Consider the following 17,907-nt stretch of genomic DNA (forward strand, 5'->3'; position numbering starts at 1 on the left):
ATGCAACAGACTGCCAGACAAAAAATAATGACCATCAACTTTTCAAACAAATGGATGAAATTGACATTGCACATTTTAGTATGGGTAGTGCTGATTACATTACCTTATATTCTCAATGTTAACAGAGGACGGCCTCCCCGTTCGCTTACTCATTACGAAGAAACCCAGTTCTTAAGACTCAATTTTATAAGTTATTTCTACTGGATAGCCATTTTCTATGTAAACAGCCTGATCTTAATTCCAGTTTTTTTTTACCGGAAAAAGTATCTGCTTTATGCTTTATTTTTCTTCGCCTCATTATTGATGGCAATAACAATCCATGCACTCTTGTTCCGTAACTTACTGCCTGATTTGGACTTTAACCTGGGAAGAACCCTATGGTTTAATACGCCCACTTTTTTGCTAAGTATTGCTGCCAGCACCGCTTTTACCATGGTTTCTGACCGTATCAGCGAAGAAAAACGGGTTTTACAGCGTGAACAGGAAAATATGAAAACAGAGCTATCTTTCCTTCGGTCGCAGATTAGTCCACATTTCATTTTTAACGTATTAAACAACATTGTAGCCCTAGTGCGCTTGAAAAGCGATGAACTGGAACCCACTGTGATGAAGTTATCTGGCTTGATGCAATATATGCTTTATGAGACAGACGAGGAAAAAGTATCCATCAAAACGGAAACAGATTACCTTCAGGCCTATATAGATTTGCAAAAACAACGATTTGGCAGGAAGGTATCAATTGAAACTAACATTGCTCTTGAAAGTGACTTTGATGAAATCGAACCGATGTTATTAATTCCTTTTATTGAAAATGCATTTAAACATGGAGTGGGCATGATTCAGAACCCTCAGATTTTTGTTGACTTGAAAACAGAAAACGAAAGACTAACGTTCGTGATCAGAAATAAATTTAACCCCGTTGAGAATGAAATAAAGGATGCCGCATCCGGTATAGGGTTAGCAAATGTATCACGGAGGCTCAATTTATTATATGGAAACAAGCACCACCTGACTGTTGAGAAAAATGATGGATGGTTCAATGTAAACTTAACTTTGAAATTAGCGATATGATAAAATGCCTGGCCATTGATGATGAACCGCTAGCCTTACAATTACTGGCAGATAATATTAGTCGCATTCCCTTCCTGGAGCTGGTAGCAAGTTGTGACGACGCTTTTGCAGCAAATAAGATCATGCAGGAACGGCCTATTGATTTGATTTTTATTGACATCCAGATGCCTGGAATTACCGGCCTGCAATTTATTCAAAGCCTGGTAAGTAAGCCAATGGTTATCATTGTTACTGCCTACAAACAGTATGCCCTTGATGGATTTGCACTCGATGTTGTAGACTACCTGATGAAGCCAGTTTCTTCGGACCGTTTTATGAGGGCCTGTAACAAAGCTAAGGATTTGTTCGAGCTAAAGCACTCTGCCACGCAACACAATCAGCCTAAACAAAATTATATGTTCGTGAATGTTGGTTACAGCCTGATGAAGATTAATTTTCCTGAAATCACCTTTATAGAAGGGTTAAAGGATTATATACAGATTCATACATCTACAAGTCCGAAGGCTGCCGTAGTTCGTATGAGTATGAAAGCCATGGAAGAGGAGTTACCTGGTAATTTTGAAAGAATTCACAAATCTTTTATTGTAAATATTGAAAAAATAACTGCCATACGCAAAAACGCCGTTTTTATAGGCGAAAAAGAGCTTCCAGTTAGCGACAGCTATAAGTCAGTGATTGAAAAGCTAATAAACTAACTGCCGAGGCATAATGGAGGACGGATATAAAAGGTTGCAACAAAATCCTGCAATTGCTATACCGTTTTTACTTCGTCTTCGCTGTAATCTTTGATATCAGTAATGTATCCATTAATGAGAAGAAAATCGAACAATGGTTTGGCTTCAGGTGTGATGGGCATGTTTGCCGTAGTTATCACTTCATTTGTTTTTTTATCCAGGAAAGGGTACGCAAAGAGACGCACATTAGTATTGAACATATCATTCACATAACTTAAAAGCTGTCCGGAATAATTTTCACCTTTGAAGTTAGTAGAATTAAACACAAATTTAAGGTTATTGATATTTGTGGCTAATCCCACACTTTTCGGCTTACAACGGGCCAAATATTTAGCGAGTCTGTTGTGGCGAGTAAAGTTAGATACAATTACGATATTCCCCGTATCGCACATGTCCTGAGTACGTTTAGCCACCGCTTCAAGATCAATATCATCCGGCGTCTCCTGATCATCTGTCAAAACATTTGTTAACAACACCTCAATCATAACGGCCAGATTAGTGTCCTCCACTCTATTGGTACGTTTAAACTGATCTGTGGCTTTATTAAATAAATTGAAGTTTGGCAATGATTTCTGTCCATACTTAGTCCTCAGAATCATGATGTCTTTTCTATACAATAAATCTTTAGCCTGACGCGGATGTGCGTCTGCATCGAAGATTGCCGCTGCTGAGAAATCCTTCATAATCATGTACAAATTAAGAAGTATATTATCGACACCAAGAAATGCAGGACCTTTAACTGAAATCAGGTCAATTTCAACTGAGCCAATGGTAAGGTTATCAGCAAGCGATTCCACCATCAACTTGGGATCCTGATAGTGGTAAAAGGCAGCATAAAGTAAATTCACACCGATGATGCCTAACACCCGTTGCTGCATACTTACATCGGTATCCAACAAACGAACATGGAAGTAAATTTCATTCGGTGCTCCGCCTGGTTCATTTTGAAAACGAAGTCCGACCCAGCCATGGGGTTCATTGGTTCGTTTATAATTTAAAGTGGTCACTGTATCTGCAAAAGCGAAAAACGTTCTGCTTTCATATTTTTCACCAGATAATCGTTCGTTGAGGAGTCCGAACTCGTGATCGAGCATTTGCAGTAACCGGTTCTGACTTACATAACGGCCGCTTGCCTCTGCTCCATAAATTGCATCACTGAAAGTCATATCATAGGCAGACATGGTTTTGGCTACCGTTCCAGACGCTGCGCCAGCATTAAAAAAGTTCCTTGAAACTTCCTGTCCGGCACCAATCTCAGCAAAAGTGCCGTAAATTCTAGGGTCAAGATTAATTTTTAATGCTTTGCGTTTAGTATCCAGAATTTCTCTTTCCATGCGGCAAAAGTACGAAATTTTGATATTAAGGCAGTTTTAAGAATTCAACTTAAAATCAGTCTAAATACTATCGGCAAAAAATAAGGTTGATATCATCCGATACCAACCTTATAAACTTAAACCTCAATAATTATGAAACCTAAAGGGCTGCTCTCCGCACTAATCCCGCCTTTGGCCCTTACAGGGTTCACAATCAAAACCTAAACTGTTATGAAAAATCTCCTTGCGGAAATATCTTGTTTATGAAACCACAATTTCTTTTTGCTGTAATGCGGCATCGTCTTTTTTGCTGATATTGATACTTAAAATACCATCTTTATATTCAGCAGTAATTTTATCCCCGTCTGCTTGCTCCGGTAAATTAAATGACCTGGCAAAAGAGCTGTAATCAAATTCTTTGCGGGTGAAATCTTTAGTCGCCTGAGTTTCATCTTTTTTTACTTCAGCCCAAACGGACAATGTTTCTTTCTTTAAATTGATCTGAAAATCTTCTTTTTTCAAGCCGGGAGCTGCCAACTCAATTACATAGGCGTTCTGATTTTCATGAATGTTTACGTTCGGCGATTTATCAACCATTTTATTTTTAGTAATTGCATCGCTAAACAATGAATCAAAAACATTGTTAAAATAAGGAGCTGTGTTACGGGTTCTGTTGTTAAAATTTACTAGTGTCATATCTCTGATTTTTTACTTTTAATTTGTTATAAACCCTTATTCAACTTACATACCAAACCAAATATTTATGATTTTCAAGACATTTTGGCAAAATAAATCAAAAACAAAAGACACTTTGTCAGACAGGCGTGCTTTTTCAGACAAGTTTAACTTTAAAACAAATATTCATTTGCGCTTTATTGATTTTGACACGATGGGTCATGTAAACAATTCTGTTTACTTCACTTATCTTGAAATTGCCAGAACAAAATATTGGGAGGAAGTTATTCAATGGGATTGGAAGAAGACTGGAATTGTAATTGCCCATGCCGAGCTTGATTATATTTCACCGATACTGATGCATGATAAAATTGCTATTCATGTAAAGACATCGAGAATCGGAAATACCAGTTTCGACCTTGAATACCAGATTGTGAAAATAAAAGGAAATGAGGAAGAGATTTGCAGTAAAGGTAAAACAGTATGTATTGCCATCGACTATTCGACGAACAGACCTACAGCTATCCCAGAGGCTGAAAAAAGAAAGATGCTTGGATTCGAACAGCTGGAATCATAAGATATTGATTGAAAGGACTACACATTTACAGATCATTTTAAATTTGTATGTGCAGTCCTTATACCTTATATTTACTTGATATCCGGCATAATTTTACCGGGATTTAATATCCCCTTCGGATCGAACACGTTCTTAATGCCACGCATCAAGTTCAAGTGGATTTCAGAGTACTTAATTGGCATGAAGTCTTTCTGCACCAACCCGATTCCATGCTCACCTGATATTGTACCTCCGAGTGCGGCAGTGAGTTCAAAAATTTCTGCAATACCGAAGCTCAACTTATCTTTCCAGTCTTCATCGCTCATTCCGGCTTTGATAATATTAACATGTAGATTGCCATCCCCTGCATGCCCATAGCAAACACTTTCAAATCCATATCTGGCTCCTATTTCTTTGATGCCACTAATCAGCCTTGGTAACGCTGCACGCGGAACTACAGTATCTTCCTCTTTATATACAGAATTTGACTTCACAGATTCGGCCATTGTCCTGCGCATCCTCCAGAGCTCTTCTTTTTGTGCGGCAGTATCAGCAAACAACACTTCTGTGCAATGGTGTTCTTCCAAAACCAAATTGGTTTTCTCGCAGTTCTTAAAAATATCGTCTAAATCATCACCATCAAATTCTATCATTAGCAAAGCAGCCACCCCGCCCTTTAAATCAAATTTAATGTCATCGAATTTTATCACCCACTCTACTCCTTTTCGTTCCATAAATTCTAATGCGGAGGGCGTTACCCCGGCCCTAAAAATAGCGGAAACCGCAGCACAGGCGTCTTCATTGGTACTGAATGACCCCATCATCAATACCGATTGAGTAGGCTTGGGTAAAAGCTTGGTTACGATTTTTGTTACGACACCCAAGGTACCTTCAGACCCTATCATGAGCTGCGTTAGGTTATAACCGGAGGCATATTTCAAAGTATTGGCACCAGTCCAGATAATTTCTCCATTAGGTAAAACTACTTCCAGATTAAGTATATACTCGCGAATGGTACCATATTTCACTACCCGTGGACCACCAGAACCGTGGGCAACATTTCCGCCAATAAAACAAGAGCCTTTGCTGCTGGGGTCAACCGGATAAAGCAGTCCTTTTTCTGCAACTGCGTTTATGAAATCTTCTGTAATTACTCCGGGCTCAACGGTAGCCTGTAAATTCTCAATATCAATTTCAATAATTGATTTAAACTTTTCCATTGATAAGGACACACCGCCATATACCGGTAAGGCACCACCACTTAAGCCTGTACCTCCTCCACGCGGAGTTACCGGAACATTGTAGCTGTTACAGATCTTCAGCAGCTGCGATATATCCGCTACTGATACAGGTTTTACCACAATTTCAGGTTGATAACGTAAATCTTCCGTTTCATCATGACTATAACGATCTAAACTATCTACATCAGTAAATACCTTTTCTACGCCTAAGGCCAACTGAATTTCGGCTAAAATCTCAGAATTAATTTTGGTGAAGTTCATTTTCTAAATATCTGAAGTATAGGATAATTTCACAAAGGAATGGCCGATTTGTCCTGGCATCGGTGGATTTAATTTTTTGATACTTACCTCCACCCCATCAATAAAGGGATAAACGTCAATCACTTTTGAAATGATGTTATTGAGAACCGTCTCCAAAAGCTTTTGTGTATTCTTCATTTCATCACTGATAATTGCATTGAGTTCCTCATAATTTACTGTTTGACTCAGATCGTCGTCGAAACCCCGCGGGTTAAAACGGGTTTCCAGATCCACAATAAAGTGATTCCCGGTTAGCTGTTCTTCAGGATAGTAACCATGCAATGCGAAGCATTTCACATCTTTTAAAGCAACGGTTTGTTGTAATCTCGCCATTTATGTTTTGTATGCCGCTAAATTAAATTTTTATTCATGAATATAATGCCCATTGTTGTAAATTGTTACCTTTGAAATAGACGTGATATCATAACCAGATAAGGAAACGACGATGAGCATATCAGTAAAAAAAGACCTTTACGAGGCACCAGACTATTATTTATTGGATGACTTGTTAACGGATGAGCATAAGTTGATCCGTGCAACCGCAAGGGAATGGGTTAAAAAAGAAGTAAGCCCAATAATAGAAGAATACGCACAGAATGCAGCATTCCCTAAACATTTAATTAAGGGATTGGCTGATTTAGGTGCATTCGGTCCGACTATCCCTGTTGAGTATGGTGGTGCAGGTCTGGATTACATCTCATATGGGATATTAATGCAGGAAATTGAACGTGGTGACTCTGGCATTCGTTCTACTGCATCAGTTCAGGGCTCATTGGTGATGTATCCGATTTACGCTTATGGAAGCGAGGAACAACGCAAAAAATATCTCCCGAAACTGGCAAGTGGCGAACTTATGGGGTGTTTTGGTTTAACCGAACCCGATCATGGATCAAATCCCGGCGGGATGGTTACCAACATCAAAGATGCTGGCACTCATTACTTATTGAATGGAGCCAAGATGTGGATCAGTAACGCACCTTTTGCTGATATTGCCGTGGTTTGGGCTAAAGATGAAACGGGTAAAATACGCGGAATGATTGTTGAACGTGGAATGGAAGGCTTTTCTACTCCTGAAACGCACAATAAATGGAGCTTACGTGCTTCATCAACCGGTGAACTTGTTTTTGATCAAGTTAAGATTCCAAAAGACAACGTTTTCCCTGAAATAAGCGGATTAAAAGGTCCGTTAGGTTGTTTGAATCAGGCCCGATATGGCATTGCATGGGGTGCGCTTGGCGCTGCTATGGATTGCTATGATACCGCGTTACGCTATTCAAAGGAACGAGTACAGTTTGATAAACCTATTGGTGGGTTTCAACTACAACAGAAGAAACTTGCAGAAATGATTACAGAAATAACCAAAGGTCAGCTTTTGATTTGGCGACTGGGTACATTAAAAAGTGAAAACAGGGCTACTGCCGAACAAATTTCAATGGCAAAACGAAATAGCGTAGAAATTGCCTTAGATATCGCCCGGAATGCAAGACAAATGTTGGGCGGCATGGGAATTACTGGCGAATACTCCATTATGCGTCACATGATGAACTTAGAATCTGTAGTTACCTATGAAGGGACACATGACATACACTTGTTGATTACCGGGATGGATGTAACCGGATTAAATGCTTTTAAATAGTGTGCCCATATTTACATCTTTTAACTTTTACGAAATATTAAATTTACATCTTATAACTAAATTTGAACATTATACATGGATTTTAAAAAATATACCTATATCCCTGCACCTCCGGAAGAAGTTTATCTGGCGCTTACAAAAGATTTAAGTATAAAGCTGTGGACAGGTGCCGAGGTAGAATTTGAGGAGAAACCAGGTACAGAATTCTCCTTCTGGGACGGAGATATCGTTGGTAAAAATATCGAATTCGAAACCAATAAAAAAATTGTACAACAGTGGTATTTTGGCGAGGATGGCGAACCATCCATTGTAACTATAAAACTTCATGAGGATAAAAAAGGTACTTCACTTGAGTATAAGCAAACTAATATTCCTGATGAGGATTATAAAGATTTTACGGAAGGGATTGAGGAATATTACCTCGGAGGGCTGGTTGATTTCTTTGATGAATAAATAATAAAAAATGAAACTTAAAATTAACGCTCTCAACTTCTTTTCACTTGTTGCCATCCTATTTAGTTCTTGCACCACGTATCTTACTCCAGCGATATTGGGCAACAACATTGCATACTTACCTAAGTCGATGGTTGCTGACAGTTTGAAATCCTTAACCTCTCTTTCAGGAAGTTATGCCGTAGCTGTTTCTCCTGATGGTGATATCTCTTATGAAATGGGAATGGCAAATTTGAGCCGTGCCCATACCTTTAAAGATTTTAATATTGCATACGGCGCATATGGTTACTTTGGTAAGGCGTCAAATGGGGGAACGATAACAAGCCCGGAAGATTCGCGGAAATACCTACAATCGTTCAGCAAGTCAATAAGCGGTTTGGGCTTCCGACTTTCAACAGGCTTAAGCCATACCTCCACAAACGGGAATACCGATTTTAGATACGTCAATTTTGAGAACGCACTCAGTATTGAAAGCGGCAATTATACTAAATTCAGGGAACAAATTTACAATAGTGACCTACCGGATTATGTCGCTGTGACCAGGAAAAAAGTGTTGTGGACAACCGGTTTATCTACCGAGGTAATATGGCAGGCCCGACATAATCATGATATTAAACATTCCTTCAGGCTATTTATGGGAGGCACCCCCGGGCTTGTTAATAGTTTTAAATATGGCTCAGCAAACCAAAGGTCGATTACCGAAGATAGTTCTTTTGGGTTTTCGCTAAGTTATCATCTATTGGTACACAGGTTTTCATTTTGTTTCGAGACTGCGAACAGGGTTAATCTTAGTGAAAAATTTACTTTGGGATACTGCTTTTAAAACAATCTGAAACAGATAACTGTTCACGAAATAAAACTATGAACAGAACTATAGGCTCCATATTGATGGTCATTGGCATTGCGATGCTGGTGTGGACAGGATTCAGCTACACTAAAAAGGAAAAGATTGTGGACGCCGGCCCGATACAGATTTCGGCCGACAGGGAGAAAAGTGTGAACTGGCCACCTTATGCCGGCGGAATTATACTGATTGCCGGGGCTGTTGTATTTGTTACCTCGAGAAAGAAATAGCAGAAGGCCATCTAAAAAATCAGATGGCCCATTCTCCATATTTTACTATTAATGTATTGTATTCCTAGCAGCGTTATTGATGCTTTATACTGTTCTCTGTCTCACAGCCTCGTATAAGATTACACCGGCAGAAACAGAAACGTTAAGCGACTCAATTTTGCCATTCATAGGAATTTTGGCTAAATGATCTGCCACCCGCAATAAATCATTTGAAATCCCTTCATCCTCCGAACCCATTACAATTGCAGTTGGCATGGTAAAGTCAGGCGCATAAATCAAATCATTTGTTTTCTCTGTGCAGGCTACGATCTGTAGTCCGCTATCCTGTAAAAACAAACAAGTTTTATGAAGATTGGAATGCCTGCAAATGGGAATGCTAAATAGTGCACCAGCGGATGTTTTGATGGCATCAGCGTTAATCTGAGCTGCATTTTTCAGGGGAACAACAATGGCGTGTACACCTACACAGGCAGCAGTACGTGCAATAGCTCCCATGTTTCTTACATCAGTTACGCTATCCAAAACCAGAATAAGAGGAACCTCCCCTTTTTCGAAAACAGCCGGAACAATATCCTCAATATTCTGATAAGTTATGGGCGAGATTACGGCAATCACCCCCTGGTGGTTCTTGGTAGACATTCTGTTCAGTTTTTCAACAGGAACAGCATTCAAGGGGATTAATGTATCTTTTAAAAGCGCTTTAAGTTCAAGAAACAAGTCGCCGCCGAGGCCGCGTTGCTGATAAATGGTTTCGATATCCCTTCCGGCTTTTACAGCCTCGATTACGGCCCTGATACCGAATACAAATTCATTGTTTTCTTTTGGTCTTTGCGGTCTTCTAAAATTATCCATGTTTCGAAATATTGCACAAAAGTATTCAATTTAATGCTTCAGGCATAATGTATATCACCCTTAATCACAATTTATTGTTCCAAGCAGTATAGGTGTTAGAAAAACCGTATAAACAAATCTTATTCGAGATCAATTTGTTAACAAACAGCTAGTAACTTGTTAAAACAATCGCGTCAAAAATTAACTACTTTTGTAAAATGAGTATGGATAACGAACAAGGCGGAAAAAACAGCATATCAGCGCGCAAAGCACGACTAAGCAATACGGTAAGCTCAATGGGAAAATTACCTCCCCAGGCACTGGATTTGGAAGAAGCAGTTTTAGGCGCACTGATGCTTGAGAAAGATGCCTTATCAGCTGTAATAGATGTTTTAAAACCTGAAGTTTTCTATCATGAAGCCCATCAGAAGATTTTCGCTGCGATACACATGTTGTTTGAGAAGTCGAAACCGGTAGACATCTTAACTGTAACAACAGAATTGCGCCAAATGGGTGCACTGGAAATGGTTGGAGGTGCTTATTATATCACCAATCTTACCAACCGTGTAGCTTCGGCGGCTAATATTGAATTTCACGCCCGTATTATATCGCAAAAATACATACAACGTGAGCTGATCCGGATTTCTACAGACATCATCACTAATGCATACGAAGATACCACAGATATTTTCGACCTTCTGGATCATGCGGAGAAAGGACTGTTCGATATTGCCCAGAACAACCTCCGGAGAGATACGCAGAAAATGGAGGATATTATTAAGCAATCACTTGCGAATCTGGAAGAGTTAAGAACTAAAACTGACGGATTAACGGGAGTTCCGACCGGCTTTACCGGTTTGGACAGGATTACAGGTGGATGGCAGAAACAGGATCTCGTGATTATTGCCGCTCGTCCGGCAATGGGGAAAACAGCCTTCGTACTTACCTGCGCAAGGAATGCCACTGTGGATTTCCAGAAACCCTGTGTAGTGTTTTCGCTGGAGATGTCATCCGTTCAGCTGGTGAATCGCTTAATTGCGGGTGAGGCAGAGATTGAACAGGAAAAGATAAGAAAAGGAAACTTACAAGAGTGGGAATGGCAGCAGCTACATAGTAAAATCGGCAGGTTAACGGAAGCCCCACTGCTGATTGACGATACCCCTGCTTTGAATATTTTTGAGTTCAGGGCAAAGTGCAGAAGATTAAAGTCTCAATATGATATTCAATTGGTTATTGTCGATTACCTTCAGCTCATGCACGGAAAAGGTGAAGGTGGTAAGGGAGGAGGGAATCGTGAGCAGGAGATTGGTAGTATTTCCAGGGCATTAAAATCCGTAGCTAAAGAGCTGGATGTTCCTGTACTGGCACTATCGCAGCTAAGTCGTGCTGTAGAGAGCAGACCAGGACTACAAGGTAAACGGCCTATGCTATCCGATTTACGTGAATCGGGATCTATTGAACAGGATGCCGACATGGTGTTATTTCTTTACCGTCCGGAATACTATGGTATTACTGAAGACGAACAAGGCCGCTCACAAGCCGGAATTGGTGAGGTAATTATTGCAAAGCACCGAAATGGTGAAACAGGTATTGTCCCCCTAAGATTTATTGGTAAGTTTGTTAAGTTTGCTGACTTAGAAGAAGATTTCACTGCGCCAGCATCGTTTGCATCGGCTGATCCGTCTGCAGGAATGTATCCCTCTCAGGATTTCGAAAAACAAAGTAACGTCATTATACGTCCTTCAAAAATGGACGAGTATAGTGACGATGATCCACCATTTTAGTATGTAGCCCGGAGTATCCTAAAAGGAGAAGCATACGCTTTTCCTTTTTATTTAGGCTCCTTTTTTATTACCCAGACTCTGCATCAACTGTTCATACAGATCATCGCCGGAGGCTTTTTGCGGTTTCATTTTCTTAACTGTCGCCCGCTTACCTTTTGCCTTAGCTTTAATTATTTTCAGCAGTTCATCGCTGTAATCATCTTTAAACGAACTTAGATCGAATTTTGAAGTATATTGCTTAATCAAAGCCAGGCCAACATCCATTTCCTTTTTTGTAATGGTAATATCCGCTACCTTTTCAATATCTGAAAGACTTCTGATTTCCTGCTCAAACCTGATTTTTGTGACCACTATAACGCCATGCATGGGATGTATAACGCATAAGTTTTCAGTATTTCGCAATACAAACCTTGCGATACCTGCTTTGCCAGATTTTTCCAGGGCCTTAAGCAATAAGGCATATGCCTTTCTGCCTTGCTTTTCGGGTTCTGTATAATAAGAGGTTTCATAATAAACAGGATTAATTTCTTTCATATCTACGAAATTCTCCAATTCAATCATTTTGGTCTTTTCTGGTGATGCCTCTTCAAAATCATGTTTATCCAGAATGACGTACCTGTCTTTTAAAAAGTAACCTTTTACAATTTTATCGAAAGGAACTTCTTTATGAGTTTTCTCGTTCACCCGCTGAAATCTGATCTTCTCATGATCACGTTCATCCAGCATATCCAGATCGAGATGACTCCCCTGCACGCCTGAAAACAATTTAACAGGGATGTTAACTAAACCAAAGCCAATTGAACCTTTCCAAATTGATCTCATGAATATAAAAGTTTAAATATGCATTAATAACATGCGCTTAAAACAGATTGTTTTACTCTTATTTCTATTAAACTCTATATTTTAAAACCATTTACCCAAAGATTATGTTGTTAGTGTGCATTTAATCTATTAAAGTAATATGAAGATCGCCTATATTTCAACTTACCCCCCACGTGAATGTGGATTAGCAACATTTAATCAGAATTTAGTTAATGCTTTGAGTTTAAACCCCTCCTATGAAGCGGGCGAAAGTTTTGTGGTGGCATTGAACGAATCTGAAAATCTTGATGAACATGCATACCCTTCAGAGGTTAAATTCGTAATTCGACAACAAAATCAACAGGACTACATAGAGGCTGCAGATTTTATCAATAACAGCAATATTGATACCTGCATTATTGAACATGAGTTTGGGATATATGGTGGCAACAGCGGTGTATTTCTGCTTTCATTCATCAACAGATCAAAGAAACCTTTTATTACGGTTTTACATACCGTGTTAAAAGAACCTAACTTCATGCAACAAACTATCATTAAAGAAATTGCTGCAAAATCTTCGAAGGTTGTTGTAATGAGTAAAAAAGCTGTTTTATTTTTGACCAGTATTTATCAAATTCCAAAAGCTGCTATTAAACTAATTGAGCATGGCGTACCGGACCTGGAGCCATTAATTAATAATGAAATTTCGCAAAGTGAGTTATTTAAAGGAAAAAAAGTACTCTTCACTTTTGGTTTAATCAGCAGGAATAAAGGATTGGAAACGGTTATTAAAGCCCTTCCGAAAATCGTTGAACAACACCCGGATGTTCTATATGTTATCTTGGGTAATACTCATCCGGGAGTTGTAAAGCACAATGGTGAAGAATACCGTGATAGTCTTAAAACCCTTGCCAGAGATCTGGGCGTAGAGAAAAATATCAGTTTCGTTAATAAATTTGTTTCGGATGATGAACTCCATCAATACCTTACCGCCTGCTATTTATACATAACACCCTATTTAAATGAAGCGCAAATTACAAGCGGAACTTTATCTTACGCAGTTGGTGCCGGTGCAGCTGTAGTGTCTACACCTTATTGGCACGCACAGGAATTGCTGGCTGATGAAAGGGGTAGGTTATTTGACTTTAAAAATGATAAGCAGCTTGCTACGATTGTAAATGAATTATTGAATAACCAACAAAAGCACCTCGAGTTAAAAGAGAATGCGTACCAATATGGCCTTAACTTACGCTGGCCACAAATTGGCAATGTTTACTTAGATACCTTGGAACAAGCAGTTAAATCAGATAGAAAGCCGAAACGCACCATACCACCCATCATCGATGTGGAAAGAATGCCTGCATTGAACCTTAATCATATTTCGTTGCTTACAGATGATACGGGTATTATTCAACATGCACGTTTTGGAATTCCCAATCTAAAGGAAGGGTATTGTATTGATGATAATGCACGAGCGCTGATCATGGCGCTGATGGCATATGAACAAGATAAAAACCAAAAAGCGGTAAAGTTAATGCCTGTCTATTTGAGTTTTATACAGTATATGCAACGTGAAGATGGTAACTTCAGAAATTTTTTAAGTTTCAACCGAAATTACCTCGATGAAGTGGGTTCAGAAGACTCGTTTGGAAGAACAATCTGGTCTCTTGGATATTTAATCTGCGCGGCACCAAATAATTCTTACCGCGAATTTGGCAGAGAACTGTTCTCACACTCCATCATGCACTTCAAAGATCTCAAATATTTACGCGGAATGGCTAATACGATCATTGGTTTGGCTCACTATTTATCGGCTCACCCCGGCGATGAATTACTTGTCGCAGAAATAAACAGGCTTGCAAATTCTTTGAAAGATGCATATGCAAAAAATAAGGATGGCGCCTGGCATTGGTACGAGGATATTCTAACCTATGATAATGCAATTCTGCCGCTAGCGCTTTTACATCATTCAGAAGCAACCGGAAACGTAGAGTCGTATAACATTGCGATGGAGAGTATAGCCTTTTTAAATTCTTTTTCATTTGAGAATGGATATTTAAACCCGGTTGGCAATGCAGGCTGGATGAAAAAACATGGTAAAAATCCTATTTACGATCAACAGGCAATTGAAACGATGGCTATGGTGTTGCTTTATGCAAAAACCTTTGAGCTAACCAAAGATGATCAGTATCTAAGTTTCATGCACACGAGTTATGAGTGGTTTTTAGGCAATAATAGTTTACATATCCCATTATATGATTTCGAAACGAATGGTTGTGCCGATGGTCTGCAATTCAATAGTGTGAATAGAAATCAGGGCGCAGAGAGTACGCTCGCTTACTTCATATCTCATCTGGCGGTGTTAAAAGCGGCTGAATCTGAATATCAAACCCTGTCTTCCCCGCTGGTAGAACAAGGAAAAGTTAGTTAAAAATAAATCATTCTTTAACCCTGTCTTGCCTAACGCTAGACAGGGTTTTTAATTTTATTTTGGGTTACAGGATGTGGTTAGTTTAATTGAATAATCTGCATTTAAAGGCTCGTTGGTTTGCGCCAGTCTCTGTGATCCTGTATTCGCCGGACAGGCAATGTCGTCCGCTGCATCATAAATAATTTTCTTGCCATTTGCCACTAGCTCTTTGGGTACATACACCTGCACTTTTGTTATTGCATATCCTGATGGAAAATAACGGATATAATAACCGTCCGGGTGTTTAGTCCAGATGCCACTAGGTACGTCGGTCCTCGGAGGAGCCATGCCCGCAACTATAGCGTACTTCTCCAGGTCGGCATAGCTATAGTTACCCGAAGACACCAGTTGCCGGATATTATTTTCAGCCTCAAAAACTGCCCGAACACCTGAAGGAAGTTGATCCTTTGCCTTTTCCATCACATCAAATGGCAAAACGCCGAGCGCTCCACCTTCTAACTGTGTAAGCTGCCTGGCTGTCAGGAGTGTTAGTGCTGTAACTTTTACAGTCCCTGAATAGTCAGCAAATTTTGTTCTGGCAATGATGGTCCATAACAAAGCCTGAATATCATGTTGGTTCACTTCAGGATGTTTTTCTGCACTTTTGATAATCGAAATTACAATTTGTTTCTTTGGCCCAAGCACAGGTGCGAACATATATCCATCACCTTTTGATGGTGCGAATGTCCCTGCTTTCAAGCAATAACTCTTGTTACTGATTTCGTAAAAGCCTTCACATAAAATAAATCCTCCCTCAGGATTTTTCGGCAATAGATATAAAGGCTGAAACTTTGCCCCTGAGTTAAACTCTGGCATCTTCTCTCCTTCCCGGTTAACATCCTCGAAAGCAGTAGTAATCGATGCTGGCTGCTTTAACAACTGATCTACGCCTAAAGCTTTTGCACCTTTTGCGGCTCCCATCTGCAATAGCTTGTCTTTCAGACCCCCAAACTGAGCACTGGATTTACTGAACCCTGCCAGAATAAAAACCAGGGCAAGACAAATGTTCTTTGTGTTTTTCATTAATGATTAGATTATAGGTAACACAAACATAATATTTTAACTATTAATTTTCTGTTAACGCCATACAATCTTCAACAGCCCACGCAAACAATACACTAATTTTCAGTTGATTAAATATTTTTCAGAATTTAATTTTGTCATTCAAATATTATTTCTGATATTTGAAATATTATTTGGCAGATGTGCCAGATAAAAGTCAATCTTAATCGGATTGATTTATAAAGAAGTGGCGAGAGACTGGCTCAGAGACCCACTGGCAACCCTCAGAAAGAGAAGGTGCCAAATCCAGACCAAAAAACATGGTGTTATTTGGAAATATAAATTATAACTGATGAAAACATTATATCTACAATCGCAGCGCGAATCTGGTTCAAGCCAACCCTACACAAAGGCTGTTTCTTTCTTTTGCTTTGACGCGAAAATGAGTATTTGTATGTGCTGTTGCATGCACTAAGTTTAAAATCTTCCTTTTTTGTTTTACTTTCAAACTGGAAGGTCCTGGCATAAGCGGGATACGCAACCTGAATGGATTCTGATTACCGGTCGTTAATGAACCGGATCATTATTCAACTCTCCAAAATCCAAGTTTCACTTATTAAAAAATCAAAGCATGTCAACTCCATATAAATTTGAAACACTCCAAATTCACGCAGGCCAGGAAATTGATCCTACAACAGGCTCCAGAGCCGTTCCGATTTATCAGACCACCTCATACGGATTCAAAAGTGCCGAGCATGGTGCAAATTTATTTGCACTAAAAGAGTTTGGTAATATTTACAGCAGGATTATGAATCCTACAAACGATGTTTTTGAAAAACGTATTGCTGCTTTAGAGGGAGGCGTTGCTGCTTTAGCGGTAGCATCAGGACAGGCGGCGCAATTTATCGCATTGAATAATATTCTGGAAGCAGGTGATAGCCTCGTTTCCTCATCACATATTTATGGTGGTTCTTACAACCAGTTTAAGGTTGCTTTTAAACGCCTGGGAATTCATGTGGACTTTGCTAATCCTGACAGACCTGAAGAATTCGAAGAAAAAATTACGGAAAAGACAAAAGCAATTTATTTGGAAACAATTGGTAATCCGGCTTTTAGTGTGCCTGATTTCGAACAAATTGCTGCAATAGCCAAAAAACATGATCTTCCGCTGGTAGTGGATAATACATTTGGTGCTGCGGGATATTTGTTTAAACCTTTGGAACATGGCGCAAACATCGTGGTAGAATCTGCCACTAAATGGATAGGCGGCCACGGAACCAGTATTGGCGGAGTGATTGTGGACGGCGGTAATTATAATTGGGGCAATGGAAAATTCCCCCAGTTCAGTAAGCCATCCGAAGGCTATCATGGCCTGGTTTTTAGTGATGTATTTGGTGTGAATGGTCCGTTTGGTAATATACAGTTCATCATCAGAGCACGTGTAGAAGGGCTCAGGGATCTCGGACCCGCCCTGTCTCCTTTCAATTCCTTTCTGCTTTTACAAGGGTTGGAAACCTTATCCCTTCGTGTTCAACGTCATGTAGATAATGCGCTGGAACTGGCGGTATGGCTTGAAAACCATCCTGCAGTTAAGGAAGTATCATACCCCGGGTTGGCTAGCAGCAAATACAATAATCTGGCGAAAAAATATTTGAGCAATGGTTTCGGGGCCGTTTTATCTTTTGAACTAAACGGATCAAAAGAAGCCGCAACCGAACTAATTAATAGTTTAAAACTGATTACCCATCTGGCTAACGTTGGTGATGCAAAGACATTAATTATTCAGCCGTCGGCCACTACCCATCAACAATTAAGTGATCAGGAACAATTGGCTGCCGGCGTTAAACCTAATGCCTTAAGAATTTCTGTGGGTATTGAACATATAGATGATATCAAATCTGATTTCGAACAGGCATTTGCAGCGATAAATATCAACTTAACATCCGATTCACTATAAGCCTAAGCA

The 17,907-nt window shown here is 39.6% G+C and carries 17 protein-coding genes and 1 riboswitch; of the genes, 10 read left to right on the forward strand and 7 right to left on the reverse strand.

The window, feature by feature from the left end:
- Both R2Q80_RS15005 and R2Q80_RS15010 read left to right on the forward strand, forming a co-directional pair.
- Entirely contained in the window at positions 1 to 1,071 is a 1,071-nt protein-coding gene (locus tag R2Q80_RS15005) for a sensor histidine kinase (protein WP_316800373.1), read from the forward strand.
- Positions 1,068 to 1,766, forward strand: a complete 699-nt coding sequence (locus tag R2Q80_RS15010) for a LytTR family DNA-binding domain-containing protein (protein ID WP_316800374.1) — start codon at positions 1,068 to 1,070, stop codon at positions 1,764 to 1,766. The genes R2Q80_RS15005 and R2Q80_RS15010 overlap by 4 nt, the downstream gene beginning before the upstream one ends.
- 56 nt (positions 1,767 to 1,822) lie before the next feature.
- Here R2Q80_RS15010 and R2Q80_RS15015 read toward each other — a convergent pair whose 3' ends face one another.
- On the reverse strand, positions 1,823 to 3,139 hold the full coding sequence (locus R2Q80_RS15015; RefSeq protein WP_316800375.1) for a nicotinamide mononucleotide adenylyltransferase: 1,317 nt from the start codon (positions 3,137 to 3,139) through the stop codon (positions 1,823 to 1,825).
- A gap of 240 nt (positions 3,140 to 3,379) precedes the next feature.
- Positions 3,380 to 3,814, reverse strand: coding sequence for an Hsp20/alpha crystallin family protein (locus R2Q80_RS15020; RefSeq protein ID WP_316800376.1), 435 nt, complete (start codon positions 3,812 to 3,814; stop codon positions 3,380 to 3,382).
- 67 nt (positions 3,815 to 3,881) lie between these two features.
- Between R2Q80_RS15020 and R2Q80_RS15025 the strand changes: the two genes are divergently transcribed.
- Entirely contained in the window at positions 3,882 to 4,370 is a 489-nt protein-coding gene (locus R2Q80_RS15025) for a thioesterase family protein (protein ID WP_316800377.1), read from the forward strand.
- 71 nt (positions 4,371 to 4,441) lie between these two features.
- Here the strand turns inward: R2Q80_RS15025 and R2Q80_RS15030 are convergent, their stop codons facing one another.
- Together R2Q80_RS15030 and folB are read right to left on the reverse strand one after the other, a co-directional pair.
- Positions 4,442 to 5,851, reverse strand: a complete 1,410-nt coding sequence (locus tag R2Q80_RS15030; RefSeq protein WP_316800378.1) for an FAD-binding oxidoreductase — start codon at positions 5,849 to 5,851, stop codon at positions 4,442 to 4,444.
- A gap of 3 nt (positions 5,852 to 5,854) precedes the next feature.
- Positions 5,855 to 6,223 (reverse strand): dihydroneopterin aldolase, encoded by a 369-nt coding sequence (folB, locus tag R2Q80_RS15035; protein WP_316800379.1) that lies wholly within the window; start codon positions 6,221 to 6,223, stop codon positions 5,855 to 5,857.
- Between the two features lie 112 nt (positions 6,224 to 6,335).
- Here folB and R2Q80_RS15040 point away from each other — a divergent pair, with 112 nt between their 5' ends.
- The 4 genes from R2Q80_RS15040 (at position 6,336) to R2Q80_RS15055 (ending at position 9,053) form a co-directional block, all read left to right on the forward strand.
- Positions 6,336 to 7,526 (forward strand): acyl-CoA dehydrogenase family protein, encoded by a 1,191-nt coding sequence (locus R2Q80_RS15040; RefSeq protein WP_316800380.1) that lies wholly within the window; start codon positions 6,336 to 6,338, stop codon positions 7,524 to 7,526.
- Between the two features lie 75 nt (positions 7,527 to 7,601).
- Entirely contained in the window at positions 7,602 to 7,979 is a 378-nt protein-coding gene (locus R2Q80_RS15045) for an SRPBCC domain-containing protein (RefSeq protein ID WP_316800381.1), read from the forward strand.
- A gap of 10 nt (positions 7,980 to 7,989) precedes the next feature.
- Complete coding sequence (locus R2Q80_RS15050; protein WP_316800382.1) at positions 7,990 to 8,802, forward strand: hypothetical protein; 813 nt, start codon at positions 7,990 to 7,992, stop codon at positions 8,800 to 8,802.
- A gap of 38 nt (positions 8,803 to 8,840) precedes the next feature.
- A complete protein-coding gene (locus R2Q80_RS15055; protein WP_316800383.1) occupies positions 8,841 to 9,053 on the forward strand; it encodes a hypothetical protein in 213 nt (70 codons plus the stop codon).
- An 84-nt stretch (positions 9,054 to 9,137) separates the two neighbouring features.
- Here R2Q80_RS15055 and rlmB read toward each other — a convergent pair whose 3' ends face one another.
- A complete protein-coding gene (gene rlmB, locus R2Q80_RS15060; RefSeq protein ID WP_316800384.1) occupies positions 9,138 to 9,905 on the reverse strand; it encodes a 23S rRNA (guanosine(2251)-2'-O)-methyltransferase RlmB in 768 nt (255 codons plus the stop codon).
- A 197-nt stretch (positions 9,906 to 10,102) separates the two neighbouring features.
- Here rlmB and dnaB point away from each other — a divergent pair, with 197 nt between their 5' ends.
- Complete coding sequence (dnaB, locus tag R2Q80_RS15065; RefSeq protein WP_316800385.1) at positions 10,103 to 11,668, forward strand: replicative DNA helicase; 1,566 nt, start codon at positions 10,103 to 10,105, stop codon at positions 11,666 to 11,668.
- A 51-nt stretch (positions 11,669 to 11,719) separates the two neighbouring features.
- On the opposite strand, the gene R2Q80_RS15070 is transcribed toward dnaB, so the two are convergent.
- Positions 11,720 to 12,490 (reverse strand): Ku protein, encoded by a 771-nt coding sequence (locus R2Q80_RS15070; RefSeq protein WP_316800386.1) that lies wholly within the window; start codon positions 12,488 to 12,490, stop codon positions 11,720 to 11,722.
- A gap of 139 nt (positions 12,491 to 12,629) precedes the next feature.
- Between R2Q80_RS15070 and R2Q80_RS15075 the strand changes: the two genes are divergently transcribed.
- Positions 12,630 to 14,900, forward strand: coding sequence for a glycosyltransferase family 4 protein (locus R2Q80_RS15075; protein WP_316800387.1), 2,271 nt, complete (start codon positions 12,630 to 12,632; stop codon positions 14,898 to 14,900).
- 54 nt (positions 14,901 to 14,954) lie between these two features.
- Here the strand turns inward: R2Q80_RS15075 and R2Q80_RS15080 are convergent, their stop codons facing one another.
- A complete protein-coding gene (locus R2Q80_RS15080; protein WP_316800388.1) occupies positions 14,955 to 15,962 on the reverse strand; it encodes a hypothetical protein in 1,008 nt (335 codons plus the stop codon).
- A 213-nt stretch (positions 15,963 to 16,175) separates the two neighbouring features.
- Positions 16,176 to 16,286: riboswitch (SAM riboswitch) on the forward strand.
- Positions 16,287 to 16,572: 286 nt separating this feature from the next.
- Here R2Q80_RS15080 and R2Q80_RS15085 point away from each other — a divergent pair.
- Positions 16,573 to 17,898 (forward strand): O-acetylhomoserine aminocarboxypropyltransferase/cysteine synthase, encoded by a 1,326-nt coding sequence (locus R2Q80_RS15085; RefSeq protein ID WP_316800389.1) that lies wholly within the window; start codon positions 16,573 to 16,575, stop codon positions 17,896 to 17,898.
- Positions 17,899 to 17,907: the final 9 nt, after the last annotated feature.

This window comes from Pedobacter frigidisoli (genome assembly GCF_032678525.1).
In the GTDB taxonomy this organism is placed as follows: Bacteria; Bacteroidota; Bacteroidia; order Sphingobacteriales; family Sphingobacteriaceae; genus Pedobacter; species Pedobacter frigidisoli_A.